Origin of the sequence: Gluconobacter potus, assembly GCF_015244705.1 — a bacterium.
GTDB lineage: Bacteria > Pseudomonadota > Alphaproteobacteria > Acetobacterales > Acetobacteraceae > Gluconobacter > Gluconobacter potus.
In genome coordinates this window covers 477,850-502,527 of record NZ_JABCQF010000001.1, presented here as the reverse complement: position 1 = coordinate 502,527, position 24,678 = coordinate 477,850, and the positions used below count along the sequence as shown (strand labels likewise).

Annotated in this window: 27 protein-coding genes and 1 tRNA gene; 18 read left to right on the top strand and 10 right to left on the bottom strand. The window is 58.8% G+C overall.

Annotated elements, in window-relative coordinates:
• Positions 1-312 precede the first annotated feature (312 nt).
• The 10 genes from HKD31_RS02225 (at position 313) to HKD31_RS02180 (ending at position 7,939) form a co-directional block, all read left to right on the top strand.
• On the top strand, positions 313-1,077 hold the full coding sequence (locus tag HKD31_RS02225; RefSeq protein WP_194263769.1) for an HNH endonuclease: 765 nt from the start codon (positions 313-315) through the stop codon (positions 1,075-1,077).
• A 58-nt stretch (positions 1,078-1,135) separates the two neighbouring features.
• The gene (locus HKD31_RS02220; protein WP_194263770.1) at positions 1,136-1,861 is read left to right on the top strand and encodes a hypothetical protein; all 726 of its coding nucleotides are present in this window, start codon (positions 1,136-1,138) and stop codon (positions 1,859-1,861) included.
• Between the two features lie 155 nt (positions 1,862-2,016).
• Entirely contained in the window at positions 2,017-2,592 is a 576-nt protein-coding gene (locus HKD31_RS02215; RefSeq protein WP_194263771.1) for a recombinase family protein, read from the top strand.
• A gap of 210 nt (positions 2,593-2,802) precedes the next feature.
• Complete coding sequence (locus tag HKD31_RS02210; protein ID WP_194263772.1) at positions 2,803-3,420, top strand: hypothetical protein; 618 nt, start codon at positions 2,803-2,805, stop codon at positions 3,418-3,420.
• A gap of 321 nt (positions 3,421-3,741) precedes the next feature.
• Positions 3,742-5,457, top strand: coding sequence for a hypothetical protein (locus HKD31_RS02205; RefSeq protein ID WP_194263773.1), 1,716 nt, complete (start codon positions 3,742-3,744; stop codon positions 5,455-5,457).
• Complete coding sequence (locus HKD31_RS02200) at positions 5,454-6,014, top strand: hypothetical protein (RefSeq protein WP_194263774.1); 561 nt, start codon at positions 5,454-5,456, stop codon at positions 6,012-6,014. Before HKD31_RS02205 ends, HKD31_RS02200 begins: the two co-directional genes overlap by 4 nt.
• A gap of 202 nt (positions 6,015-6,216) precedes the next feature.
• Positions 6,217-6,411 carry a hypothetical protein gene (locus HKD31_RS02195; RefSeq protein ID WP_194263775.1) on the top strand — a complete coding sequence of 65 codons (195 nt, stop codon included), beginning with the start codon at positions 6,217-6,219 and terminating at the stop codon, positions 6,409-6,411.
• Between the two features lie 97 nt (positions 6,412-6,508).
• The gene (locus HKD31_RS02190; RefSeq protein ID WP_194263776.1) at positions 6,509-6,826 is read left to right on the top strand and encodes a hypothetical protein; all 318 of its coding nucleotides are present in this window, start codon (positions 6,509-6,511) and stop codon (positions 6,824-6,826) included.
• Positions 6,820-7,644, top strand: a complete 825-nt coding sequence (locus HKD31_RS02185; protein WP_194263777.1) for a hypothetical protein — start codon at positions 6,820-6,822, stop codon at positions 7,642-7,644. Before HKD31_RS02190 ends, HKD31_RS02185 begins: the two co-directional genes overlap by 7 nt.
• Before the next feature lie 4 nt (positions 7,645-7,648).
• A complete protein-coding gene (locus HKD31_RS02180; protein WP_194263778.1) occupies positions 7,649-7,939 on the top strand; it encodes a hypothetical protein in 291 nt (96 codons plus the stop codon).
• 30 nt (positions 7,940-7,969) lie between these two features.
• Here the strand turns inward: HKD31_RS02180 and HKD31_RS02175 are convergent, their stop codons facing one another.
• Positions 7,970-9,817 carry a site-specific integrase gene (locus HKD31_RS02175; RefSeq protein WP_194263779.1) on the bottom strand — a complete coding sequence of 616 codons (1,848 nt, stop codon included), beginning with the start codon at positions 9,815-9,817 and terminating at the stop codon, positions 7,970-7,972.
• Between the two features lie 86 nt (positions 9,818-9,903).
• Positions 9,904-9,989 (bottom strand) — tRNA-Tyr (locus HKD31_RS02170).
• Between the two features lie 69 nt (positions 9,990-10,058).
• On the opposite strand from HKD31_RS02170, the gene rlmB reads away from it, so the two are divergent.
• Positions 10,059-10,907, top strand: coding sequence for a 23S rRNA (guanosine(2251)-2'-O)-methyltransferase RlmB (rlmB, locus tag HKD31_RS02165; RefSeq protein ID WP_194263780.1), 849 nt, complete (start codon positions 10,059-10,061; stop codon positions 10,905-10,907).
• 42 nt (positions 10,908-10,949) lie between these two features.
• On the opposite strand, the gene HKD31_RS02160 is transcribed toward rlmB, so the two are convergent.
• Positions 10,950-12,035, bottom strand: coding sequence for an alkene reductase (locus HKD31_RS02160; RefSeq protein WP_194263781.1), 1,086 nt, complete (start codon positions 12,033-12,035; stop codon positions 10,950-10,952).
• Between the two features lie 126 nt (positions 12,036-12,161).
• Between HKD31_RS02160 and HKD31_RS02155 the strand changes: the two genes are divergently transcribed.
• On the top strand, positions 12,162-12,461 hold the full coding sequence (locus HKD31_RS02155) for an ArsR/SmtB family transcription factor (RefSeq protein WP_062497775.1): 300 nt from the start codon (positions 12,162-12,164) through the stop codon (positions 12,459-12,461).
• Positions 12,462-12,483: 22 nt separating this feature from the next.
• On the opposite strand, the gene HKD31_RS02150 is transcribed toward HKD31_RS02155, so the two are convergent.
• Both HKD31_RS02150 and HKD31_RS02145 read right to left on the bottom strand, forming a co-directional pair.
• Positions 12,484-12,960 (bottom strand): TspO/MBR family protein, encoded by a 477-nt coding sequence (locus tag HKD31_RS02150; protein ID WP_194263782.1) that lies wholly within the window; start codon positions 12,958-12,960, stop codon positions 12,484-12,486.
• A 76-nt stretch (positions 12,961-13,036) separates the two neighbouring features.
• On the bottom strand, positions 13,037-13,411 hold the full coding sequence (locus tag HKD31_RS02145) for a hypothetical protein (RefSeq protein WP_024716560.1): 375 nt from the start codon (positions 13,409-13,411) through the stop codon (positions 13,037-13,039).
• Between HKD31_RS02145 and HKD31_RS02140 the strand changes: the two genes are divergently transcribed.
• Both HKD31_RS02140 and rpoH read left to right on the top strand, forming a co-directional pair.
• A complete protein-coding gene (locus tag HKD31_RS02140) occupies positions 13,410-14,378 on the top strand; it encodes an RluA family pseudouridine synthase (protein ID WP_194263783.1) in 969 nt (322 codons plus the stop codon). The two genes, HKD31_RS02145 and HKD31_RS02140, sit on opposite strands and share 2 nt — an antisense overlap.
• A gap of 244 nt (positions 14,379-14,622) precedes the next feature.
• Positions 14,623-15,516, top strand: a complete 894-nt coding sequence (rpoH, locus tag HKD31_RS02135; RefSeq protein WP_011252084.1) for an RNA polymerase sigma factor RpoH — start codon at positions 14,623-14,625, stop codon at positions 15,514-15,516.
• A 383-nt stretch (positions 15,517-15,899) separates the two neighbouring features.
• On the opposite strand, the gene HKD31_RS02130 is transcribed toward rpoH, so the two are convergent.
• Together HKD31_RS02130 and gap are read right to left on the bottom strand one after the other, a co-directional pair.
• Positions 15,900-17,114 (bottom strand): phosphoglycerate kinase, encoded by a 1,215-nt coding sequence (locus tag HKD31_RS02130; protein WP_194264088.1) that lies wholly within the window; start codon positions 17,112-17,114, stop codon positions 15,900-15,902.
• A gap of 3 nt (positions 17,115-17,117) precedes the next feature.
• Positions 17,118-18,140: a type I glyceraldehyde-3-phosphate dehydrogenase gene (gene gap, locus HKD31_RS02125; RefSeq protein ID WP_062497772.1), complete on the bottom strand. Its 1,023-nt coding sequence runs from the start codon at positions 18,138-18,140 to the stop codon at positions 17,118-17,120.
• A 187-nt stretch (positions 18,141-18,327) separates the two neighbouring features.
• Here gap and HKD31_RS02120 point away from each other — a divergent pair, with 187 nt between their 5' ends.
• Positions 18,328-18,780 carry a hypothetical protein gene (locus HKD31_RS02120; RefSeq protein WP_338085519.1) on the top strand — a complete coding sequence of 151 codons (453 nt, stop codon included), beginning with the start codon at positions 18,328-18,330 and terminating at the stop codon, positions 18,778-18,780.
• A 629-nt stretch (positions 18,781-19,409) separates the two neighbouring features.
• Entirely contained in the window at positions 19,410-19,709 is a 300-nt protein-coding gene (locus tag HKD31_RS02115; protein WP_194263785.1) for a hypothetical protein, read from the top strand.
• 12 nt (positions 19,710-19,721) lie between these two features.
• On the opposite strand, the gene HKD31_RS02110 is transcribed toward HKD31_RS02115, so the two are convergent.
• Complete coding sequence (locus HKD31_RS02110; protein WP_194263786.1) at positions 19,722-20,756, bottom strand: exodeoxyribonuclease VII large subunit; 1,035 nt, start codon at positions 20,754-20,756, stop codon at positions 19,722-19,724.
• A 93-nt stretch (positions 20,757-20,849) separates the two neighbouring features.
• Between HKD31_RS02110 and HKD31_RS02105 the strand changes: the two genes are divergently transcribed.
• Complete coding sequence (locus HKD31_RS02105; protein WP_194263787.1) at positions 20,850-21,248, top strand: DUF4186 family protein; 399 nt, start codon at positions 20,850-20,852, stop codon at positions 21,246-21,248.
• A 4-nt stretch (positions 21,249-21,252) separates the two neighbouring features.
• Here HKD31_RS02105 and HKD31_RS02100 read toward each other — a convergent pair whose 3' ends face one another.
• Both HKD31_RS02100 and HKD31_RS02095 read right to left on the bottom strand, forming a co-directional pair.
• On the bottom strand, positions 21,253-22,551 hold the full coding sequence (locus tag HKD31_RS02100; RefSeq protein ID WP_228122121.1) for an amino acid permease: 1,299 nt from the start codon (positions 22,549-22,551) through the stop codon (positions 21,253-21,255).
• Positions 22,552-22,603: 52 nt separating this feature from the next.
• Positions 22,604-23,065, bottom strand: a complete 462-nt coding sequence (locus HKD31_RS02095; RefSeq protein ID WP_011252091.1) for an Lrp/AsnC family transcriptional regulator — start codon at positions 23,063-23,065, stop codon at positions 22,604-22,606.
• Positions 23,066-23,199: 134 nt separating this feature from the next.
• Here HKD31_RS02095 and HKD31_RS02090 point away from each other — a divergent pair, with 134 nt between their 5' ends.
• The gene (locus HKD31_RS02090; RefSeq protein WP_194263788.1) at positions 23,200-24,675 is read left to right on the top strand and encodes an aminotransferase class V-fold PLP-dependent enzyme; all 1,476 of its coding nucleotides are present in this window, start codon (positions 23,200-23,202) and stop codon (positions 24,673-24,675) included.
• The last annotated feature ends 3 nt before the right edge of the window (positions 24,676-24,678 follow it).

The window sequence follows — 24,678 nt, the reverse complement described above, 5'->3', positions numbered from 1 at the left end:
TGCCCGACAACCCGTTCCTGTCCGGGATGTCCGGAAAGGCAGCTAAAGGACACCGATTTTAAAGAATGAGCTGACCTGGTGGAGAGAGTTGGAAACAGCTCTCATTCATCATAAAACACCATAAAAAACATACAGTTATCGTCTCAAAAATCCGAAGATTGACTCTCGTGGTGCTACAGCCCGGCGAGCAGCATATCAGCCGTCGCGGACGGTCTCGTGATAGAGGCGAATTGTCAATCTGCGGAATAGTTTTCTCTCCCCGCAGAACGTATCCTGGGACATCTTTGAAGATAGTATGCGGCTAACTGAATAATGGCGGAAAAGAAGCGCAACCCACCTTGGACCCGTGACGAGATCATCTTGGCGTTGGACCTCTATCGACAAGTTGAAGGGGCCTGGCCCCGGGAGAGTGATCCTCGCGTCGCTGCGCTCAGCGATACCCTTAATAGCTTCTGGCGCGCCCAGGGCCATGAAGGAGCGACACTGCGCAATGCTAATGGCGTGAAAATGAAGCTCATGAACCTTCGCGCCCATGATCCCGCACATGCTGACAAGGCAGGCCTGAAAGCAGGAAATCATATAGAACGTGAGGTATGGACTGACTTCGCAGATGATCCTCGACATCTCAAAGAGACGGCTGATGCAATTCGGCAAGCGATTGTGTCGGGAAAAGCTATCCACATTGAGGTCGAAAGCGATGAAGTTCTGGATCCAAACGAGGTGGAAGCTCCAGAAGGACGGCTTCTGACAGTCATGCATCATCGCCGGGAGCGGTCGCGAAAGATCGTTAAGGCAAAGAAGCAGGACGTCTTGAAAAAGGCGGGCCGCCTGACCTGCGAGGCTTGTAGCTTTGATTTCGCCGAACGATACGGTGCTCGCGGGGATGGGTTTATAGAGTGCCACCATACAAAGCCGCTGGCAGACTTGGCCGAAGCAGGAAATACGCGGTTAGCCGACCTGGCGCTTCTTTGTGCAAATTGCCACAGGATGATCCACGCGAAGCGGCCCTGGCTGAGCGTGGACGAACTTCGCGCTCTTCTAGATTCACAAGGAAAGAATGGAGGGGAAACGCTCTGACAGAATTGAACATACAATTTGAAGCATTGAACACGACCACAGAGAAAGAGGGCGATGCGTGGACGAAAACACATGGCCAACATTTGGCCCATACGGGGACATAAGAAATCTAGAAAGAACGAATGAAGAGGAAAGCAAAAAAGCAATCCTGTCTAACGAATGGAGACGCAAGTGTTTCTCATTAATAGAATGGGGAATTACCTTGCTCCACCTTTGCATAGTGGATTGGGAAAACAATAACGAATCTGATCACGTTAAGCAGATGCTCGGATTACGTCTTCTAAATTCTTCATTATCGAGTGTTTCTCTCATAATGCAGGGATATCCTCAAGCGTCACTTTCAATAATCAGAGACATGATAGAGACTGGAAACCTTCTAGAGTATTTTCGACTACTCCCAGAAGAAGTTTTAGTCTGGGCAAAATCCAATAGCGAGGACAGAAGAAATAAATATTCAGCACAAAAAATTAGAAATAAAATAAAGAGTAAACATAATATTGAAAATAATAACCTATCCATAGCATATTGGACGCTATGTGATATTGCAGTTCATCCAACTCCAGCAGGATTTAACATGCTCCTGGATACGGATTCTCCTATGGCTGGTCCACAATTCGTGGAACATCGTTTGGATGCTTGGTTGCGAGAAATGATCCTTAGATTTTCTCCAGCAGTCTGGCTCATGCTTTTACATGCCCCTCATTTGACCCCTGAACATGAAAAATCGGCGCGCGACTATGGAGAAGCGATGCTGCGGGTAAGTGCACTCCCGCTACCGACCTAAGGCATAGCTTATGTCCAGATTGCATACTTTTCTGGTCAGATTGGCCGCCAACGAGAAACCGCGCTTTTTGACCGTCCAGAAAATATGCGATTTTAGTTTATTGACACATGCACAGCATTCCCTAGATATTCCAATACACACTAGGGAGCCTAATCATGCCAGGTCAGACCGTCGCATACGTCCGGGTATCGTCAGCAGATCAGAACACCGACCGCCAGACGTTCGACGGCGTGCAAATCAACAAGACCTTTACCGACAAGTGCAGCGGCGGAACGCGCAACCGCCCGGCACTCACAGAGATGCTGGAATATGTCCGAGACGGCGACACCATCGTCTGCCATTCCATCGACCGTTTCGCGAGGGACCTGCAAGACCTGATGGAACTGGTCAAGGAATTGACGGCCCGTGGCGTTGGCGTCCGGTTCATGAACGAGAACCTGACCTTCACCGGCAATGAGAACCCAATGCAGACGATGATCCTTCAGGTCATGGGGTCTTTCGCGCAATTTGAACGCTCCATGATCCGGGAACGTCAGAAGGAAGGGCAGATCGCTGCCCGCGCGAAAGGCAAGCTGCCGGGCCGAAAGAAGACCCTGTCACCGGAGCAGATCAACGAACTACATGCCCGGATTGATGCTAAGGAACCCAAGGCACAGATCGCAAAAGCACTCGGGATAAGCCGCGCCACTCTATATGCCTATTGGGATCAACCCGCCAAAGCCAAAGTCTGAATCGCAACGTAGACCGGCCCCCAGTGCCGGTCTTTTCGTATCCAAAGCGCCGTTGGGAAATACCATCACGATAATTCCGTTGAGGATAGTGGGCGTCGCGGACGTTCCGCCTCTTCACTGCTGCACGGAACCTGCAATTCACCATTATCACTATATAATATGGTATAATTGGTCTCTCAACATATCCGAGATTGCAGGACCAACGAAACAATGAAGACCCGAAAATATGTGAGACCCACCACAGCCACGTGGGATGAAGCCGCCGAGCTATATAGCCGAGGGCTGACTCAGGACGATATTGCAGAAAGACTGAATGTTTCCGTGCGCTCTGTCGCGAACAACCTACATGACGCGCTAGACCGCCGACGCGCAGCACTGGCAGCCAGTGTGACAGGAACAGCGGCAACGTCGCCCGTTCCCTCTATCGCCACCGCCTCTGTCCCGAACGTGACCGAACGCGAAGAAGCCACGAAGCATTGGCGGGCGACAGCATGGGCCGACAGTCAGGCGATTCAGGCGCGTTTACGCGAAGAGATGAGCAAACCAGCACCAGACGCACGCGCAATCCGGGCCTTCACAGCAGGCGCCGACGCTCTACGCAATCTCATCAAGATAGGTGCTGACATTCTGGAAGTGGACAAACACGCAGCCGACGAGATCATCCCTGAACTGGTAGTCCGAGAGATTACCCCGGAAGAGGTCGCGGCGATCCGAGCCAAACAGCGTCTGGAGAATGGAGACCTGGACCCAGCAGAACTGGCAGCCCTCAAGGAAGAGGCATCTAACGACGAGTCAGACGAAGAAAAATTAGTTATAACTGAAGAATAGGCGCGAAGTCTTAGAAAACTGCCAGAATTCGGCTAAGGATAGCCTACAAAATCGGCCATAAATTCGAAAATCTGCAAATTAAAACATCTAGAATCGATCGTTTTTACTGGAATCTAAATTGCCTATATTGTTACACTCACCGCGCCGATAGCCTTATGGGCTGGGTTGCAGGGCTCCAAGAGGGGCAGGTTTGAATTTGCAGGACTGTCCCACCCGCCAGCCTGCAAGTGGGTTAGTTCAAACATGCCCCTCTCCTACAGCACAGCCGGGAGGGGGTTAGAGGCAAAAGGAGCCTCTGAAACCCCGAACCCCAGCAAGGATATGGACCACCATTATCGACAGGCCGCGAAGGCGGTAATCGCGCATATCAGCGCACACCACCGCGAACTAGCACCGTCATTCCAAGAATTCATCAAGAACGTCTGCCAGCATGAGAGCCGCGACCTGATTGCGCGCGCCGTGCTGGATTTCGCACGTCACCACCATTTGCCGGGCGCCCCAGAAGCGAAGCGACGGGTAATGCGTATCGGCGAGACCCTGCCATCCCAGAAGGTCCGCGCCCGTATCGTGGATGCGCTGATGAAGAAGGCTGATGGCGACCCAGAAGCCGCTCTGGAAATCCTCAATGTGCCCGGCCGAACGGGTATGGGCGAGGACGCCGACATGAGCGCCCTAGCGTCTTACCTGCACCACCTCGACACCAAGCGGAATGGAAAATCGGTGGGAGATTCGCCCCTCGATTTTGAGGGACATTCGCCCTCATTCGATGGGACATTTGCCCCTCATTTCATGGGAGATTCGCCCTGCAATTTCATGGGAGATTCGCCCCTCATTTCATCCGATGAGGCCGCATCAAAAAATCCGCAGTTTCCTGCCGCCCGGAATACTGCCGATCAGGGCATGAGCGAGGGAGAAAAAACGCATGGACCATTAGTGTCCCCTCCCCTAGCTTCAGTTTCAGATCCAATTCTGACAGCCTCATCACCGCAAGAAAGCCAGCGGCCCGCCACACCGGCTATCCGCGCCGAGGACGCGCCCAGCGCGTCCAAGACGCTACCAGCCAGCCCGGCAAGAAAGCACCGCAAGAGAGCATCAGACATGACGGCGGAAGAGATCGCCCATGTCCGGCTCGCCATGCTCGCCTCCCAAGCCAGATCAAAGCCGCTCAACATCGAAATCATGGTTCGTCTGGAGAAGACATCCGCATACAGAAAATTCTGGAACCCATCCCCGGACTCGAAAGGGAAAATACGAAGCCCGAACTCTGAAGGCGAGAGACAGGCGAGAGCGCAGGCCCGCAGGGCCTCAGCGAACGCATTGTCGCGCCTTCTCGAAGCACTAGGCAGAGATACGGGCGCTCCTGTCCCATACATCGCCGTCTATGAGCTTCCAGCGAAAGGAGGTTCAGGACTCCACGTCCACATAAAGGCCCACCTGCCGGATCGCGAAGCGGTGCAGATCCTCATCCGGAGGCTATCGAAGTTCACGAATACAACGCCGGAGATGGTTCAGAACTTCCAGCGTCTTGCGGACAGCAACCACCTGCCGTTCGACGTCAGAGGAGAAGAGTCTTTCGTCCGCAATCCCGACGCCCGCTTTGCCTCGGAGAAGCGGTCATGGCAAAGCGCCGCATATCTCTGCAAGAGCGCCGCGCAGGACATAGAGGCCACCATCGCCGGGCGCTCAACCAGTCTCGGAGCCATCAGGCCAGAGGTGGACGAACGAAAACACCTCCGTCACATGCAGGACATCAGAGCCTATCAGCAGCAGAACGCCGATATATCGATCACAAAGCGTGTCCGCTTCAGCAGGTGTCTGGGATGGGCCGCACTGGCAGTGGATGGCTTCACACCAGACAAGGCAGGTGATGCCGGGTGGCTCCTGAAGTCCGAACGCAACAGGCGGGACGGTATCCATCGGCGCGCCCTTCCAGCCTACTCGTCGCGAGCACCATCATTCCTTCCCCGAGAGCCTGAAAACTCGCCAAAATCTGCCATTTCTGCTATAATAACTCTCGAAAGAGAGGAGCATTTGTGACGCCATTCATCAAGCATTATTGCAATACGATCCTACCATCACCGACCGGCGCATCGGACGAAGAGACGCATTTCATCCCGCCGTTCGGATGGCCCGAAATCATGCACATTGCATCCGACGTCCAGCATCAGGGTCGCGTGGCATCGAAGCAATGGGGGGACGTTGAAATCCTGTCCTGCACCATCGAGAATCAGCCACACATTCTCGCCCACATCAGGACAATCCAAGGCACCCCGTTTGAAGGGGGTTTCGCTTGGCACCGGGAAACCCTGAAGGCGGAGCTTAACGCCATCAAGTCGCCTTTGGAGATCGCAGGAGCCGCCGTATTCTTCGGAGACACGGCGTTGGAACTGTTTTCCGAGCCGCTGGATGCGCCCCAGCCATCGTCCGGCAGATGGCACCCAAAAAGATCAAAAAGCGCCCCAGAGCGAAAGCTGCCCCATGAGCGTGGATATCACCAGCCCAGCGCCATATCCCGTCCCACCCGTTCTTTTCATGACCAAGAACGCCGGAATCGAATTGATCGCGCAAAGCAAGACGATCCGTCTATTCCCTGAAACCATTGAGGGTATTCACTACGCCGTCAGGATGGTAAAAAGAGGCGGAAAAACAATAAATATCTATTCAAATCCTCACATAGGCGGGTTTTTAATCAGATACATTGAATAGTTAGTTAGTAATAGATAACTAAACTATTTCTTGACCACGATAGATTCGCAGTGTTTTGCTCTCCCTTGCCAACAAACAAGGAATTAATCAGTGCATAACATCGACTCTTACTTCGCAAGCGCCGAAATCGTCTCTGAATCAATGGATCGCGCCCTAAAAGCTGGGACGTTCCGCACGGTGCGCCGTTCATCGGGTCGCACGGTAGTATTCGGTCGCTCAATCGATGGGGAAGATGAAGCGTTCGCGGAAATCGGTATTGGGGAAGAGTTCATCAGGCTGGCATAGAATCGAACAACCACAGGTCATGGCGTGCTATAATTCCACCATGACCCACAACAAAGCCGGGACGAATACAGTTCCGCACATCGGAAACCCTCTAGCGTTGACGCGGAGACAGTTCGATCATCTTCTAATCGCCGCAAAGATACTTCGCACGCTCGACGCCGGACAGGGCGTCACGATCTATCGCTTCACGGTAGCACGACATGCCCACTGGGCAGTCGCTGACGGCAAGACTGCCCTGATCTTCGATAAGAAGGACTTTCGCCGGGCCATCATAGCCCGCGCCGACCAAGGATGCCGGATTTCAAGCCGCATCCTGTCCGCGCTTGCAGAGGCAACCTTCACGACCGCGCACGGCCCCGATTTCCCCAGACCGATCCGCTCGTGCCACCAGCCCGAGGAGATCGCGGCATGCTGATCGCACGCGCTCATCCGCTCGCCGCAGTCGCGGCCCGCTTCAACGTCCGAAACGAACTCTTGCGGAACGAGATAGTAAATAGGTCTTCGCCGCAAATCCGGAACGATCTCCGATCATTCTTTGATAATGGCTGCCTGACATCCGCCGCCCGTATCGCGTCTTGGGTCAAGCAAACAGGCAGAGAAGCTGAATATGCCATAGACGGACGCATGATTGCGCTGGCGACCTGTCTTGCTACATCTTTGGGGCTTCCACCCATCAGTGTGGCGACTGTTCTGATCGAAATCTATCAGGCAGCCTACGTCTCTTTCGATCAAGCAGCCGAGATTCAGCACACGAACACGGAAGCAGTGTTTCGTTACTGCTTCCCGCAAGTTCAATACCAAAGCGGCACGATCACCGTCTACAGGGGAAGTTACGGCAGTATAGAGACGGCCAGCAAGGGCTTGTCTATGCGACAGGAAAACGCCGTCTTCTGGTCTGACAGAATCAGCCATGCGGCCTTGTATGCCGCACACCGGGCCAATGGTTTCTCGAAACATGGAAACGAACAGGTCAAACCCATCATCCTCAAGGGCACGTTCAGCAGATCGCGGTGTTACCCCATCGACCTGTCGGACGGAACCGCGAGTCAGGTAATTTGCTTCGGAGCCGTTGAAATCAAGGACATTGAAATGACCGCCGAGGCAGTAGGTCGATTGGCTGAGTTTGAACTGTCGCAAGCCACAGATGGACGCCTTGAAGTCCTCAAGGGAGATCTTCTTGAGATCCTCACGTGGGCACGTCAGCAAAACATCAAGCACGCCCTGAAAGGATAATCGAATGACTGTTTACGTCCGCCGCATCAAAACCGAAACGCTCGCGGACCTTCCCGACGCCCTCGACAATTTCAAGCTGATAACCAGCACCAGCGCCGATGACGACACGCCGATCATCGGAACCGCCATCGAACCAGAGACCGATGTGCCTATTGTGTTCATTCACTCGACAACGCCGGTTCTCGTCCTGATCGGTGGCCCAGCGTCCGCTGATATGGATTATTGCGGCGGAGCTTTCCCGAACCCATACCAGCCCGCCCGCGTCAGGACAGACAGGGAGCGGCTGCCGTCCTGATCGTCAGCATCATGCCGAAAAGAGTATGATCTATCTGACCTTGGGAAAGATAGCCCGGCGCATCGGCTTGGCGGGATCAAGATGGACCTTCCTTGCGCCACGCATGGACATCTTGCCAGGCGGGGCAAGTGTGATTGTCAGCCCAGGGTAAGAGATTGCCTGGATGGCATCATTCAAAGCCGCGAGATCGAAGCCGCTTCCGGTTTCATCCAGGCCGTAAGTCTCTGCAACGTCCTCGGCATCATGACCCATGACGGCATCCCGCAACGTCTTGTCCACCCTGGCATTGCGTAAGGCCCGCTTTGCCGTGTGCCTAAACGAATGAAAGGACTTGTTCAGTTCGGGAACCGCCTTTCTTGCCTCGCGACCCCACCAGTTCGAGAAGGGACTGGTGGGTTTTTTGCCCTTGGATGTCTCGGCACGGATCATAGGGAAGAGAAGGCCGTCTAGACCATCACCAGATAAACGCCTTTCCTCGACGCACCGTAGGAAGCCAAGACGCTTCACCTCGTCATGAATGGGGATGCGCCGGACGGCATTGACGGTCTTCCCGGTCCTGATGCGTATCGCGTCGATACCGTTTTCCCGAATGACATCTCCGATCCTCAACGTGCCAAGCTCGTTCAAGCGCGCTCCCGAATACAAGGCCAAGATCGGAAGCCACACGGCTGCCTCACCCGCGCCAGCAATAGACCGCTCGCCCTTTACGAACACAGGCAGCGCGAAAATGGCCTTCAGGTCTTCGAGACTGTATGGCAGACGTGCCGCCTTGGCTTTGGGTGCTCCACCCTTTGCGCGAACCTCTCGCGAAACTACCCGATCAACGTAACCGTTATCAGAAGCCCATTTCAGAGCGATGGATACGGCGGCAAGGTGCTTACTGTTAATCGTGGCTGATGACAGACGCGGGATGTCAGGCTTGTCTTTGTATAGTGCCGCCACCTCTTGCACCGTCAGCAGCCGCTCCGATGGCTTCAGCCGTGCAGGTATCGTCAGCAGCACATCTTTGAAACCAGCGATTTGCCGTTTCGTGATGCGCGCAACATCCAAATCCCCAAACACTTCAACAAAGCGCCGGATGGACGTCTGGAAACTCGCCGCAGTGGAGACCGCAGGTTTTCGCTCATCAATGTATCGCTGCAAAGCCCCGGAGATCGTCAAGCCAGACGTTTCCACTGGCAAATGATCTTTGCCATTCGGTTTCCTCTTAGGTTCGTCTGGCTTTTGGGTGGTGGCCGTGCGCGGAAACAGGTCATGGGGCAGCGACGGCTTCCATGAAGGATGAAAGTCCGTTCTTCCAGACGCCCATTCAAGCACTGTCTCGGCAACCTCGCTCTCGCCAGCCAAGATTTGCCCGGCGATAACTTCGACCCGTCTGTCATTTTCTAGAATGGGAGGAACCGCTTTGGCTGCCAAGAGCCGCGCAACATTCCTAAAGGAAGAGACATTCAGCGTGCCTTCCTCAAGTTGCCGAAGCGTATGATCCGCACAGTCAGCCGCGAACCTCGCCTTCTCTTCCGTGAAATCAAAATTAGCGCTGGGCCTGTCATGTTTGAGGGCCGCGATCCGTTCGGAAATGATCTCATCACGATAAGGGTCTAAGAAATTATCAGCCCAGGCTCGCTGAAGGGTAGCTCCGAACCATTCCCGAATGATCCGGTCCATTTCCTCAAAACCAGACACACGCTCCAACTCCACCCAAAGCTGCTTGATCCGCAGACCAAGCGCAGCACACAGAACGCGCGCAACATCCTTATCCCGCGTTCCGAGCGCGAACACGACCTCCTGTTTTGCCACACGGCTCCGCAGATCGGCAGGCACACGACACCTAAACGAATAGGTATCGCCGCGACGATAGACAAAGCTGCCAATACCCATTGGTGCTACAGCCCCGTGCTACAATGAGCACAGACTGACCCATCAGGGAAAAAACAGTCAAAACAATCAGTTAGATGGAGGGGACCTGGTGGAGAGAGTTGGATTCGAACCAACGTAGGCGTACGCCAGCGGATTTACAGTCCGCCCCCTTTAGCCACTCGGGCACCTCTCCGGGTCGGCGGTTGGGATATGGCGGATTGACGGCTATGTCAATTGCCAGTTGTCGATTATATGCTTTTTTATGGCCAGAAGATCTCCCTCCCGTTCCGCTCCCGATCGTTCCACGGACCGATCCGCTCCTCACGCCGGCAATGCCGACCACGGCTCTTCCCCGTCTGGTGGTCGCACCAGGGAACGGGGCGGGCGTTCCGGTCGTGGCCATGCGGCCAGCTCCGGCCCCGGCTACTGGATTTACGGTCATCATGCCGTACAGGCCGCTCTCGCCAATCCCGAACGTGTGATTCACGATTTCCTGGCGACGCGCGAAGCTGCGGCATCTTTTGAGAATGCGTCCCGCAAGCCGCAGATCGTGGACCGTGAGCGCCTCGACCGGCTGTGTGAGCGCGATGCCGTTCATCAGGGCGTCTGCCTGCGGGTCGAGCCGCTGGAAACGCTGGCCATTCCCGATATCGTCGAGCGCAAGGGGCCGGTTCTGGTGCTGGATCAAGTGACGGATCCGCGCAATATCGGCGCCATTCTGCGCTCTGCTGCGGCCTTCGGTGCGGCGGCGCTGCTCGTGCAGGATCGCAATGCGCCGCAGGAAAGCGGTGCGATGGCGAAGGCGGCTTCGGGCGCGCTGGACGTTGTGCCCATTCTGCGCGAGGTCAATCTCTCCCGGGCGCTTCAGGCACTTCAGGCCGAGGATTTCTGGGTTGTCGGGCTGGATGCCGGAGGTACGCGACTGGATGGCAAAAGCTTTGCCGGGCGTCGTGTGGCTCTGGTTCTGGGAGCCGAGGGGGCGGGTCTGCGTCGTCTGACGCGAGAGACGTGTGACGAGATCGCCAGCGTCTATATGCCGGGCGACATGGAGAGCCTGAACGTCTCCAATGCCGCGGCCGTCGCACTTTACGAGCTGGTTCGCCCGGTCTGAGCCATGTTCCGGGAGCACTGGATGCTCCCGGAAATCTGACCGTCAGTTGGGGCCGGAGGTGGCGGACGGGTAGTCCGTGTATCCTTCCGGACCCTGGCTGTACCAGGTCTTCATATCATCCGGCTGCAGGGCGATGCCGCGGGCGAAGCGCTCCGGCAGGTCGGGGTTCGAGAGGAACTTGCGGCCGAACGCAATTGCGTCGGCGTGGCCCTCCGCCAGGGCTTTCTGCGCAGTCTCGAATGTATAGTCCTGATTGAGCACCAGCGGGCGCGTAAATACCTTGCGGATCTGCGGGGACAGTTTGGGCTGGTCCGTCTTGCCGAACGTGCCGTCCGGGCCGGGTTCACGCAGTTCGAGCCAGGCCACGCCCAGATCCTGAAGCAGCTTTGCCGCCGGGACGAAAACCGTCTCCGGTGCGCTGTCGATGCAGCCCTGCGTATCGCCGTTGGGAGACAGGCGCACGCCTGTACGGTCGGCACCGATGGCAGCGATCACGCGCTCGGTGACCTCCTTCAGGAAACGGATGCGGTTTTCGGGGACGCCGCCGTACTCATCCGTGCGGTGATTCGTGCCGTTTCGCAAGAACTCGTCGATGAGATAGCCATTGGCGGCATGGATCTGAACCCCGTCGAAACCGGCGCGGATCGCATTGCGGGCGGCGTTCTCATAATCGTTCAGAATGCGGCTGATATCCGCGGCATCGATTGCGCGGGCCTGCTCGAACGGCTTTTTGCCTTCATAGGTATGGACCTCGCCAGGGGCCGTGGTCGCGGACGACGAGACGGGCTGCGTACCGGTCACGGACGAGTGGACCATGCGGCCCATGTGCCAGAGCTGGCAGACGATCTTTCCGCCCTTTGCGTGCACGCCGGCCACGATCGGCTTCCAGGCCTCGACCTGCGCCTCGGACCAGATTCCCGGTGCGAACGGCCAGCCCAGACCTTCGCGGGAAATGCCCGTGGCTTCCGTGATGATCAGCCCGGCACTGGCGCGCTGGGCATAGTATTCCACCATGATGGGGGTCGGAACGGCCGCCTTGTCGGCACGTCCGCGCGTCAGCGGAGCCATCACAATCCGGTTTTTCGCGTGAATGGGACCAAAATCGATGGGATCGAACAGGGTTGGCATCAGTTGTCTCCTCTGGACAGGCCCTCATATTGTTCGATAACAGTCGAACAAGGCAAGCTTTTTGTTTGATGCGAGTCGAACAAAGCAGGTGTTGCGATAAAATCTCAGGAAAGGGATAAGACCCCCATGGCTGCCTACGACCATCCTGATCCCGCGACGTTCGAACTGACTTTGGTGCTGCGCGCCCTCGCCGATCCCGCGCGTCTGGAGATCGTGCGGCATCTGGCGCGGGTCGGGGAAGCGAACTGCGCCACGCTGATCGGAACGCGGCCCAAATCCAGCATGTCGCATCATTTTCAGGTTCTGCGGGACAGCGGGATCCTGCGGACCCGCATCGAGGGCGTCCAGCATCGCAATTCCCTGCGCCACGAGGAACTCGACACGCGGTTCCCCGGGCTTCTGACGGCTGTCCTCAACGCCCCCTGAAAAACGACGCGGAGGCCGGATTTCAGTTCCGGCGCCAGATCTGTTCGTGGATGCATGTTGCGAAGATCAGCCAGATGAAGAACGGCACCTGCATCGCGGCGGCCTTGCAGTCCACCTTGTGCGCCGTGCGGATCGAGGCGCCCGACGTCATGATCAGGCCGATACAGATGGCCAGACCCGTCCCGAGCTGTCGTTTGCGGAAGACGAAGAACGGAAAGCCGGCCACGCCTGCGACACACAGGGCCCATAATGTCAGAGCTGTCGTGCGGGCACAGGACTTCTCGGCCCGCAGGAGCCGATAGCCCGACCAGGCCAGCAGCCCGTCAAGCATCGTCCAGATCACGGCATAGGCCGGGCCGGGCGGATTGAAATGCGGCTTGTTCAGATGCTCGTACCAGCGGCGGGTGGACTGATCGTCGGCCGGGCTGATTTCCCGGGCAGCGTACTGAACTCCGAAAACCGTGCCGGCGGCGATAACCGCATCAACCAGACGTCCCATAATCCCTGATCCTTCATAAATCCTGCCGCCTTAACGCGGCAGCAGGGCTCACGGTTCAGAGGGTCTCGCCGTCAGGTCAGGGCGTGGACGGTGCAGGCGTGCCGAAATCAAGCTCGGCAGCGATCTTTCCGGCTTCCGGATTCCACAGCAGGACGCGGTCACTTCCCGCACCGCTCAACGTCACGGCCATCAGACCATCGGGACGGGATGTGACTGCCGTGATGTGCTCGCCCGGACCCAGTGGAAGCGCGAGACGGGAAAAGCCGCCCTCAGCCAGCGGGACGGTGGCCGTCACGCTCGGGCGCGGATGCAGAAAACGGTAGGCAATCACGCCGATCAGCCCGAAGACGGCCGCGATGATCAGCACGCCCATCAAAATCACGGCGGCCAGAAGCGCTTTTGGTGTCTGCGACTCGCTGTTCGCCATTTCCTCGGCTACACCCTGTGTCATGTCTGATCCTGTTTCCCCATTCCGTCTTGTTGTCGATGCGTCCACGGCTGGCCAGAGGGCCGACCGGGCGCTGGCGGACGCCATCGGCACGGTTTCCCGCTCCCGGGTCAAGGCCCTGATTGAAAGCGGCAATCTTTCCGTCAATGGAAAGACGGTCTGCGAGCCCGCGGAAACGCTGCGCGATGGCATGGAAATGGTGCTTACTTTCCCCGCCCCCACCCCTGCCCGGCCGATCGCCGAGCAGATTCCGCTTAATATCCTGTACGAGGACGGCGACCTGATCGTGCTCGACAAGCAGGCCGGGCTCGTCACGCATCCCGCTCCCGGAAACGAGACCGGCACGCTGGTCAACGCGTTGCTCGGGCATTGCGGGGAAGGATTCGAGGGCATTGGCGGAGAGAAGCGTCCGGGAATCGTGCATCGTCTGGACAAGGATACGTCCGGGCTGATGGTCGTGGCCAAGACGGCGATGGTCCATAACGCGCTGTCCGAAGCCTTTGCCGCCCGTGACATAGACCGCGCCTATCTGGCGCTCGCCTGGGGACTGCTGCCCGCCGAGGGCGAGTTCGACGGCAATATCGGTCGCGACAAGCGGGACCGCAAACGCATGGCGGTTGTGGGCAGTGGCGGCAAGGCTGCCCTGACACGGTTCAAGCTGATCGAGCCCTATCAGGCCGCCGTCTCCCTGATCGAATGTCGTCTGGCCACTGGACGGACCCATCAGATCCGTGTTCACCTTTCAAATGCAGGCCACCCCCTGCTCGGTGACCCGGTCTATCTGCGCCGGATTCCCGCAGCAGCGCGCGGTCTGTCGCAGGATGCGAAGGAAGCGGCCCTTGATTTCCCCCGTCAGGCGCTCCATGCGACCCGACTCGGATTCATCCATCCGCGGACGAAAAAGCAGCTTTCTTTCGAAACTGCGCCTCCCGAAGACTTCCAGACCTTGAAAAAGCGACTGATCGGCTAAACCTTCAAAGGCCATTGACTTTTTTGGCTGAGCCTGTCATAAACAGCTCATCCGACGAGCTGACGCGCCGCCGGAATGGATCGTACCACCAGAGGTCGCCCAGTCCGGGGGCTGACGGTCGGGGACGTGAAAGTCCTTCCCAATGCGTCACCTGGGTCAGACGGAACTATCCCGTCGCCGGTCCGTATGAGTCTCCATCTCATCCGGATGCGGGTTAAGCCCCGGGCGAAAGGAGTCGAAGATCATGGCATCCCCAGCCGTCATTTCAGTGGGTCCCGAAAACAACCTGACCCGCTACCTTCAGGAAATCCGCAAGTTCCCGCTGCTGACGCCGCAGGAAGAGCTCGATCTCTCCCGGCGCTGGCGCAAGGACGAAGATACGAGCGCGGCACACCGCCTCGTCACCTCCCATCTACGTCTCGTGGCCAAGATCGCCATGGGCTATCGTGGCTATGGCCTGCCGGTGAACGAACTCATCAGCGAGGGTAATATCGGCATGATGCAGGCCGTGCGCCGGTTCGATCCGGAGCGTGGCTTCCGTCTTGCCACCTATGCCATGTGGTGGATCCGTGCTGCCATGCAGGAATACATCCTGCACAGCTGGTCGCTGGTGAAAATGGGCACGACCGCCGCGCAGAAGAAGCTGTTCTTCAACCTGCGTCGCCTCAAGGGGCAGATGCAGGCCATTGATGACGGCGATCTGAAGCCGGAACAGGTCAACTCCATTGCCACCACGCTCGGCGTGCCGGAGCAGGATGTGGTTTCGATGAACCAGCGTCTGGCTGCGCCCGACCACAGCCTCAATGCGCCGCTGCGCATCGACGGTGAAGGCGAGTGGCAGGACTGGCTCGTGGACGATCACGAGAACCAGGAACAGACCTACGCCGCGTCCGAAGAGTTCACGGGCCGCAAGGCGCTGCTGGATCAGGCCCTGATGACGCTGAACGAGCGTGAGCGTCACATCCTGAGCGAGCGTCGCCTGAAGGAAGAACCTTCCACGCTGGAAGAACTGTCCCATCATTACAACGTCTCGCGTGAGCGTATCCGCCAGATCGAGGCCCGTGCGATGGAGAAGCTTCAGAAGGCCATGGCCGCTGAAGTCGAGCATCGCCGCCGCGAAAACGGTCTTCAGGCCTGAGGAAACGTCTTTCACGAAAAACCCCGCCGGAGCCATGCTCCAGCGGGGTTTTTTTAGTGTTGGAACACCAGTCGGACTCCGGTTCAGACCGGAACGCTGGTGTCAGAAGCCGTGGTTCTGGCTTCCGTCAGCGTTGAACCGATCGGAATAAGCGGCTTGCGATTCAGTTCTTGAGGGAGAGAGCAGCATTCCCTCCGGACGACCGCTCAGGACAGGTTCTCCTGTCGAAGGCGCAGCAGGGGGTGTCGGGGGGCGGTCATAGGCCTGACAGGCGCTGAGACCACAGAGTAGAAAACAGCCCGACACCAACTTCCGCAACATCAGCGCCACTTTTCAAAAGAGCACAAAAAAAGCCGGGAAGGTGATCCTTCCCGGCTTCTGTCTTATTCGAGCCCCAGATCGTGGCCCGCGGATCGAAGCACCTCAATCCCCGGAAGGATCTTGCCCTCCAGCCATTCGAGGAAGGCCCCGCCTGCCGTGGAGACATAGGTCATCTTGTCCACAACCCCGGCATGACGCAGGGCAGAGACCGTATCGCCACCACCGGCAATCGTCTTGAGCTTGCCCTCTTCCGTAAGCTGCGCGGCATACTGCGCAACCTCGACCGTCGCCTTATCGAACGGCGCGATCTCGAACGCACCGAGCGGGCCGTTCCAGACCAGCGTCTTGAGCGTGTCCAGACGGTCCCGGATCAGTTCGACCGTGCGCGGACCGGCATCAAGGATCATGGCATCGTCCGGGACTTCGCCGATCAGACAGGTCTCGGTCGGGACATTGGCCTTGAACTCGCGCGCCACAACCGCATCGACGGGCAGGATGATCTCGCAGCCCTTTTCCTGCGCGAGATGAGCGATCTTGCGCGCCGTCTCATGCATCTCGGCTTCCTGCAGGGACTTGCCCACATTCATGCCTTCAGCCGCGAGGAACGTGTTGGCCATCGCGCCCGTGATGAACAGCGTGTCCACCTTCTCGATGACGTTCCCGATCAGATCGAGCTTCGTCGAGATCTTGGAACCACCGATGATCGCACCGACCGGGCGCTCCGGGTTTTCCAGAGCAGCGGACAGCGCGCTCAGCTCGGCCTGCATCAGACGTCCGGCGAAAGACGGCAGATCGCGGGCCACGCCTTCGGTCGAGGCATGGGCGCGGTGCGCGGCCGAGAACGCGTCGTTGACGAAGATGTCGCCATTCTGCGCCAGAGCCTTGGCGAACTCGGGATCATTGGCCTCTTCACCCGCATGAAAACGTGTGTTTTCGAGGACGATGATATCGCCGTCGGCCATGGCGCCCACAGCCGCTTCCACGGTCGGGCCAACACAGTCGGCTACGAAACCGATCGGCTGGCCGAGGATCTGGCCGAGCTTCAGCGCGATCGGACGCAGGGACATGGCCGGCACGACCTGCCCCTTCGGGCGGTCGAAATGGCTGAACACCACGACGCGCGCGCCCTTGTCGGCGAGTTCGCGGATGGTAGGGGCAACCCGCTGCAGACGGGTGTCATCGGTGATGACGCCGTCATGCATCGGAACGTTGAGGTCGGCGCGGACCAGCACGCGCTTGCCGCGTGCGTCCACACCATCAAGGGTGCGGAAGGCCATCACTCAGAGGCTCCCGAACAGGGCGGCCGTGTCGGCCATGCGGTTGGAGAAGCCCCATTCGTTGTCGTACCACGAGCAGACCCGCACCATCTTGCCACCGTCAACGAGGACCGTCTGCGTCGCATCGAAAATCGAGGACGCCTTGTCATGGTTGAAGTCGGAGCTGACGAGCGGGGCCGCGTTGTACTCGAGGATACCCTTCAGGGAGCCTTCGAGCGAGGCGGCGCGGATGGCTTCGTTGACGGCATCGGCAGAAGCCGGAGCACGCGTCGGGACGAAATCCAGCGAGACGACCGAGACATTCGGCGTCGGAACGCGGATGGAGGTTCCGTCCAGCTTGCCCTTCAGATGCGGCAGGACCAGACCGACGGCCTTGGCGGCGCCGGTGGAGGTCGGGATCATGTTCAGGGCGGCGGCGCGGGCGCGGCGCGGGTCCTTGTGCAGGGTGTCCACCGTGCGCTGGTCGCCCGTGTAGGAATGGATCGTGACCATGTAGCCACATTCGATTCCGAAGGCCTTGTCCAGAACGGACGCCACGGGGGCGAGGCAGTTCGTGGTGCAGGACGCGTTGGAGATGATCTTCATGTCCGGCGTGAGGACATCGTTGTTCACACCGTAAACGATCGTCGCATCGACGTCCGTGGCCGGAGCGGAGATGACGACGCGCTTGGCACCGGCTTCCAGCAGGGCTGACGCCTTCTCGCGGGAGGTGAACAGGCCCGTGCATTCCATCGCAACATCGACGCCCTGGAAGGGAACCTGTGCCGGGTTACGCTCGGCCGACACCTTGATCGGACCATAGGTGCGGCCATTGGCTTCGATGATCAGGCTGTTGCCCTCGGCGCGGACCGTTCCGGGAAGGCGGCCATGCGTGCTGTCATAGGCCAGCAGGTGCGCGTTGGCCTCAACCGAACCCAGATCGTTGATGGCGACAACTTCGACATCCGTACGTCCGCTTTCGATGATGCCACGCAGCACCAGCCGTCCGATCCGTCCGAAACCGTTGATCGCGATTTTTACAGCCATGACCTGCCCTACTCCGTTCCTTGAAAACTCGGGCATCTTCCATAGCACCGCCACAGCGGAGCAACAGGGGGCATCAACAGTTTTTCATGAAGTTGACTCTATAATCTTGCTCAAAGCCTCCGTTCCTGCGACGGTTCCGCGCGATATGGCACCTTTTGTCCGACATTTCCGTTCGCCGCGGGGTCCTGTGCCCCGGTCCGCCCTCCTGATGGGAGGGCTGCTGCTGGCTGCCCCCCTGCTCTCGGGGTGCAAGCTGCTGGACCAGCGCACGTTCAACCCGAATGCGGGCAAGCCGCCTCACCCCTATATTCCGCCCGCGCCGCCTGCGCCGCCGCCGCATGCCCCGTTCCTATCGGTCTCCGAAGGAACCCCGGAATCCGAATACGGCCCCATCGTCGAGCGTGCTGCGAAGGCCGCGCTGTCACGCAAGCCGAACGTGCTTTTCACCGTGCAGGCCTTTGCCCCGCCGCAGCCGACCCCGGACGCGCAGGCGCAGGCCCTGACGGACGTGACCAACCATCTGGCGGCGGTCATCGCCTCCCATATCGAAAGGGCCGGCGCGCAGCCCATCCAGATCGAAATGCACGCCATCACCGATCCGTCCGCCACCAAACCATCCGTCCGCGTGGACGTGCGCTGAGGCCACAGACGACTGGCATACGCCACGACTTGTTCCGTTCAAATATTGACCCTGCTCGTGGTGGAATGATACCGTTTTTCCTGTCGCGCAAAGTCGTGAGGCAGGATTTGTGGCATCCAGCGTTTTTCTTGAAATCATCGTCGCGATGGCGGGTATTGGCTGAGTGCAGACCCTTATTTACGGTCTGCTTCAGGCGCCTGACTTTGCAGTCGTGGCCCAGGTCACTGCGCTCATGCTTCTTTTTCTAGGACTTTGGCACTTAAACAAAAAAACATACCAAAGGACATCGGGACTTATTATTTCACGACTGGGCACAATGCCTCTCTCCCGCCTGAACCGTCCGGACCTGTTTCTTACAGTTGCGGTGACAACCTACGCGGTAACGCACGGGCATGGGTTCGTTGCGCTTGCACTTGTCGCCATAACAACGCTTGGCTTGCTCATCAAAATGAAGCTCACAGGAGCCTGACAGTCAAAGCCGCTTTGGTAGAAGTCGGACCCGGCGGATATGACTTATCCTCAGGGAGGCGTGCGTAGCATCATCAAATCCATGTCGGTTTCGAATTGACGCGGACTTGCCCGTTGCACTACGAATCATTCTGTTACTTAGGGAAAAGAAGCCCGAAGCCATGTCCAGAACAGAGTCTCTGCTTGCCCTGACAACTATCGTCGGCCTCGTATGGGGTTACAGAGGGGGCATGATCGGTGCCGAACTGGCGCTTGGTATTCTTTGCACTGTTTTCGCACTCCGGTGCGGCGCGCTCGGTGTGCGTGGTCAGGTTACGCTCTTTACCTATATTCTTGCCCTGAACTCCATGCTGCTACAGGGGCACGGATATCCCCGTCTTGGACTGTGCATGTTTCTTGGAGCGATGGCGCTGGCCATTCTGCGCATGACCGGCGTCTTCCGGGAAACATCCGCCGCATAAATCTTCCGGCTTCTAAAGCAGTCGGCTCAGCAACAGCCCGAGCGCCACACCGGCCACAATCAGAATCAGCCCGTTCCGCAGGCGCGCGCCGATCGGTGCGCGTTCGGGTGTGACGTTGAGCGTTGCGCTATCCCGAAGTGCGGCCATTTCTTCGAGTTGCGCCCGGGCTTCTTCCTGTTCCTGCCAGACCCGGCCGCTCATGCGGCGGATGTAATGCCCGGCATCGGCGGGCGTTGTCGCGGCATGGTCCACGACGCGCTCGGCCAGGGTCCGGTTCGCCGTATGACCCAGCCCCAGAACGCGATGCGCGGGACAAACGGCCAGAGCTTCCAGCACCTGCGGATTTTCGAACACCACGAAATCGGACACATCGCCGCCCCCGCGGATCAGGACGATGATGTCTTCCCGGCAGGTCCGGATTGCCTCTGCCAGACGGCCGGGATCATTCATGGCCGTGGGCAGGCTTCGTACACGTTCCGGGCGGCAGGCACCGCCGAGGGCCTGAAGAAAATCCGCGGCCACCAGAGCACTGGACGCCGCGGAGTGGATCAGCAGAAGCCGCGCATCAGGCCGGGTGGGATAGGGATGAAACGCGCAGGGCAGTCCGCGCAGGACGTCCAGAACGGAACGCTCAACGCGCTCGACTTTCTGGCGGCCGGGATCGTGAAGTTCCACGGCCACGACCTCGAAGCGCAGGACGACCTGCCCGCGATACTGTCGGGCGCGCAGCATGCCGGTGACATGGACATGGTCGCCGGGGCCGACTTCTGCCCGCGCCAGAATGGATTTCTGCACCTCAAGGGCTAGGGTGGTTCCGAACTGCGGATCGGTCAGGGGCAGCTGGTAATATTTGGGATAGGCATTGGGCGCAGCATCGCCGAGCTGTCCCGCCACGATCAGCGGAAAGCCCCATTCGTCGAAAGCGGCGCAGATCTCGTCCAGCCGGGCAGAGAACAGGTCCTGCACCTGAAGCGGAGAGAGGACTGTCAGTGTTGTTGTATCTCCCGCCGCGGAAGATGAGCGGGAGCGTCTCGGAAAAGCGTCCATCCGTCACCATATGGAGAAAGAACAAATGTTCTTACAGGGGGCTGAGGCCCTCTCACGCGATTTTTTGCCTGTTTTTCAGAAGGTTGTGGGCTGGTGAGCCGATTTGATCCCAAAGAGCTGTTTGAACGTCTTGCCCGGTCCCGGTTCCGAACCCGCTTTCATCTGGACGATCAGGCGCGACTCTATCTCGAAAGCCGGGGTCTTGATGCCGTCATGGAACATGGGGCGGCTTTCATAGCCGAGCGTCTGGCTCCGGCCCATCCGCCCCGCGATGGCAAGCAGACGCCCATGCGCGGGCATCCGGTCTTTATCGCACAGCACGCCACCGGTGCGTGCTGCCGGAGCTGTCTGTCCAAATGGCATGGTATGGCGCCGGGCAAGGCGCTGACGGCGGAGCAGCAGGCGCAGATCCTGCTTGTGCTGCGACGCTGGATCGAGCGGGACTTTGGACGGACCGTACCCAGCAGCCCGGCGCAGGGAGCGCTTTTCTGAAGCCTCAGTCCGGTTGACGGCGCGGCACGAACCGCTCCGCAAGGAAGATCAGCAGGAGTGCCGCCGCACCCAGCACGATCTGCGAGCGCGTTTCGGGCTGGATCAGCATGGCGATCAGCGTGCATCCGATCAGCACCAGAGCGGCGTAGGCCTTCCAGGGCGATTCCGGCACGAGTTTCAGACGCCCCGCCACGATCATGGTGTTGTTGAACACCATGAACCCGCCTGTGAGACTGACCAGCAGGCCGAAGATCAGCGTCGGCGAGAGCACGGCCACGGCTGCCACGAGAATGGACGCAAACGCACTGACCAGAATGGCGCGGCGGGGGAGTTTCGTGGAGGCATCCACCGTCAGGAACGAGCCCGGAGCAGAGCCGGATTCCGCCAGTTCGTACAGGATGCGGGACGTCACATAGATCCCGGAATTGAGGCTGGAGAGAGCCGCAGTCATGACCACGACCGCCAGCGCCACATCCGCGAACGGGACATGCAGGCGGTGCAGCACCAGCAGGAACGGGGAATAACCGGACACCACGTCGCTCCACGGCACCAGACACAGTACGAGCGCGATGGAGACGAGATAGAACCCGCCGATCCGCAGCGCGATGGAGCGCGTGGCGCGGACGATGTTCTGCTCGGTGTTGTCGGATTCAACGGCTGCGACGGTGGAGATTTCGCTGCCGCCCATCGAGAACAGGATGGTCGGAATCACGGCCAGAAGCGCCAGCCAGCCATGGGGCAGAAGACCACCATGGGCGAACAGGTTGTCATGCACGGGAATGGGACGGCTCAGCAGCGCCCAGACGCCGATCCCGATAAAGCAGACGATCGCCAGAACCTTGATGGCCGAGAACCAGTATTCGAACTCACCATAGCCTTTAACGGACATGAGGTTCACACCGGTCATGATCGCCATGATGAGGATTTCAAGCACGGCATAGGGCAGCGGAATATAGGGCGCGAGCATCGTCGCCACCGCAATGACTTCCACGGCGATCGCGATGATCCAGGTCAGCCAATACGCCCAGCCGGCGACGAAGGCCGCGCGGTTGCCGAGCGCATACTGGATCTGCCGCAGGAACGACGCACGTCCCGGCACCTTCAGCGCCAGATCGCGCATCATCAGATTGACCAGGAACACCAGCGTTCCGGCGAGCGCATAGGACAGCAGCACCGCAGGGCCACCCAGCGAGAGTGCCGCGGACGCCCCGATGAAATATCCCGCCCCGATCACCCCTCCCAGGGCGATCATGACGACATGGCGCGTACGCAGACTGTGGGCAAGCTGGTCGGGCTGGCTCATGGACAAGGGGTTCCTGCTGTGGACGGGAGAGGCGTTTTGGAAGAAGGACGCTTCAGACCGGAAGGTCCCTGTTGTCCGCCAGGGTTTCCATGGTCATGTACGAGGTGATGGCATCGAGTTCCACCTTGCTGATGATCTGCTGATAGACACGATCGAAATCGTTCATGTCGCAGGCCACCACCTTCAGAAGATAATCGTATTCACCCGCGATCCGATAAAAATCAACTATGTTCGGTATCGAACCGACCACCTTGCGGAATGTCTCGAACCATTCGCGCGAATGATGACGTGTGCGCATCAGCACGAAGACCGTCAGGGTCAGGCCCAGCGCGGAGGCGTTGAGCCGCACTGTGTCATGGGCAATCACGCCGTCCTCGCGCAGGGCATTCAGCCGCCGCCAGCAGGCATTCTGCGACAGACCGACCTTCTCGGCGAGTTCGCGCTGGGAGGGGGTGCCCTGCTTTTGCAGGATTCTCAGGATCGCCCTGTCCGTCTGATCGAGTTTTCTGGCCATATCGCATCATATGACCACAAAAAGGATTTTTAATCCTCAAAAAAGCAGCGGTTTTTACTCTTTCCGTCGGTCTATCGTCTTTTCATCACGAGGGTCATCACGCAGGGCCATCACGGACGGGGAAACATCGCGCCATGGAAACGATTGGCAATCTCGACAACAGTACCGCCATTCTCGAACAGTTCGAGCAGACGCTGCGCAACAACGGGCTGGCCGCGCTCGCCAAGGGTGTGATCGGGGATGGCGCGAAGTTCTCGACGCCGTTCGGCACGCAGTCCCTGCTTTATGCCGATTACGTCGCTTCCGGTCGTGCGCTGAAGCAGATCGAAACGTTCATCATGGACGAGATCCTGCCGTTCTACGCCAACAGCCATACCGAAGCGTCTTTCTGCGGCGCCTATATGACGCGCCTGCGCAACAGCGCCCGCGCCATGATCGCACAGTTCTGCCATGCCCCCTCCCCCGATTTCACGACCATCTTCATGGGCAATGGCGCCACAGCCGGGCTGAACCGCCTTGTTCATCTGCTGGAAATCCCGGCCCTGTGCGAGGCCGGAAAGCGTCCGACCGTTTTCATCGGCCCTTACGAACATCACTCCAACATCCTGCCCTGGCGTGAGAGCGGCGCGGAGATCGTCGAGATCCCCGAAGCGGCCGAAGGTGGGCCGGCTCTGGGTGTTCTGGAACAGGCGTTGAAGGCCTGCCCGGCGGATCGGCTGAAGATCGGTTCCTTCTCGGCTGCGTCCAACGTGACGGGTATCCTGACGGATGTGAATGCCGTCACGGCCCTGCTCAAGCGTTACGGAGCGCTGTCCATTTGGGATTATGCCGGGGCTGGCCCGTACTGCCCGATCGACATGCAGCCCGGCACGCCGTTTGAAAAAGATGCGGTCGTCGTGTCCTGCCACAAGTTCATTGGTGGCCCGGCAGCGTCGGGCGTGCTGATCGTGCGCAATGCCGCCATGCCCCGCACGACGCCTGTCCTTCCGGGCGGCGGCACGGTACGTTTCGTCTCGCCCTGGAACCACGATTACACCGCGAATCTCGCCGCCCGGGAAGAGAGCGGGACGCCGAACGTGATCGGGGATATCCGCGCGGCGCTGGCGTTCATCGTCAAGGACGTCATCGGTGAGGCATACATGGCGCAGCGCAACGCCGAACTGCGCGCGCGTGCCGTGAAGGCCTGGAGTGGCAATCCGGCCATCGAGATCCTTGGCCATCCGACCGCCAATGCCCTTCCGATTTTCTCATTCCGCATCCGCGATGTGAAGAATGGCTGCTTCATTCACCAGCAGCTTTTCACGCGCATGCTGTCGGACCGTTACGGCATTCAGGTCCGCGGTGGCTGTGCCTGCGCGGGGCCGTATGCGCATCGTCTGCTGGGAATTGACGAGGATGAATCCGGCCTGATCCGCAGCGCCATTCTCTCGGGTCAGGAAATCGAGAAGCCCGGCTGGACGCGCCTGAATTTCAGCGTGCTGATGGATGACGGCAAGATCGAGCGCATCCTGAACGCCGTCAACGAACTCGCCAGCAACCCCTGCGAGACGGCGGCGCAGTATGACTGCGACATCACCACGGCGCGTTTCCGCCCGAAAGCAGCGGCCTGAAGC

Bases quoted from the DNA above. Each gene is read 5' to 3' on its own strand.
- HKD31_RS02210 (WP_194263772.1), top strand. From the start codon at position 2,803: ATGAAGACCCGAAAATATGTGAGACCCACCACAGCCACGTGGGATGAA.
- HKD31_RS02175 (WP_194263779.1), bottom strand. From the start codon at position 9,817: ATGGGTATTGGCAGCTTTGTCTATCGTCGCGGCGATACCTATTCGTTT.
- HKD31_RS02205 (WP_194263773.1), top strand. From the start codon at position 3,742: ATGGACCACCATTATCGACAGGCCGCGAAGGCGGTAATCGCGCATATC.
- HKD31_RS02150 (WP_194263782.1), bottom strand. From the start codon at position 12,960: ATGGGACGTCTGGTTGATGCGGTTATCGCCGCCGGCACGGTTTTCGGA.
- HKD31_RS02090 (WP_194263788.1), top strand. From the start codon at position 23,200: ATGGAAACGATTGGCAATCTCGACAACAGTACCGCCATTCTCGAACAG.
- rlmB (WP_194263780.1), top strand. From the start codon at position 10,059: ATGGCCAGAAGATCTCCCTCCCGTTCCGCTCCCGATCGTTCCACGGAC.
- HKD31_RS02185 (WP_194263777.1), top strand. From the start codon at position 6,820: ATGCTGATCGCACGCGCTCATCCGCTCGCCGCAGTCGCGGCCCGCTTC.
- HKD31_RS02215 (WP_194263771.1), top strand. From the start codon at position 2,017: ATGCCAGGTCAGACCGTCGCATACGTCCGGGTATCGTCAGCAGATCAG.
- HKD31_RS02180 (WP_194263778.1), top strand. From the start codon at position 7,649: ATGACTGTTTACGTCCGCCGCATCAAAACCGAAACGCTCGCGGACCTT.
- HKD31_RS02155 (WP_062497775.1), top strand. From the start codon at position 12,162: ATGGCTGCCTACGACCATCCTGATCCCGCGACGTTCGAACTGACTTTG.
- HKD31_RS02140 (WP_194263783.1), top strand. From the start codon at position 13,410: ATGTCTGATCCTGTTTCCCCATTCCGTCTTGTTGTCGATGCGTCCACG.
- rpoH (WP_011252084.1), top strand. From the start codon at position 14,623: ATGGCATCCCCAGCCGTCATTTCAGTGGGTCCCGAAAACAACCTGACC.
- gap (WP_062497772.1), bottom strand. From the start codon at position 18,140: ATGGCTGTAAAAATCGCGATCAACGGTTTCGGACGGATCGGACGGCTG.
- HKD31_RS02095 (WP_011252091.1), bottom strand. From the start codon at position 23,065: ATGGCCAGAAAACTCGATCAGACGGACAGGGCGATCCTGAGAATCCTG.
- HKD31_RS02100 (WP_228122121.1), bottom strand. From the start codon at position 22,551: ATGAGCCAGCCCGACCAGCTTGCCCACAGTCTGCGTACGCGCCATGTC.
- HKD31_RS02110 (WP_194263786.1), bottom strand. From the start codon at position 20,756: ATGGACGCTTTTCCGAGACGCTCCCGCTCATCTTCCGCGGCGGGAGAT.
- HKD31_RS02225 (WP_194263769.1), top strand. From the start codon at position 313: ATGGCGGAAAAGAAGCGCAACCCACCTTGGACCCGTGACGAGATCATC.
- HKD31_RS02115 (WP_194263785.1), top strand. From the start codon at position 19,410: ATGTCCAGAACAGAGTCTCTGCTTGCCCTGACAACTATCGTCGGCCTC.
- HKD31_RS02160 (WP_194263781.1), bottom strand. From the start codon at position 12,035: ATGCCAACCCTGTTCGATCCCATCGATTTTGGTCCCATTCACGCGAAA.
- HKD31_RS02130 (WP_194264088.1), bottom strand. From the start codon at position 17,114: ATGGCCTTCCGCACCCTTGATGGTGTGGACGCACGCGGCAAGCGCGTG.
- HKD31_RS02145 (WP_024716560.1), bottom strand. From the start codon at position 13,411: ATGACACAGGGTGTAGCCGAGGAAATGGCGAACAGCGAGTCGCAGACA.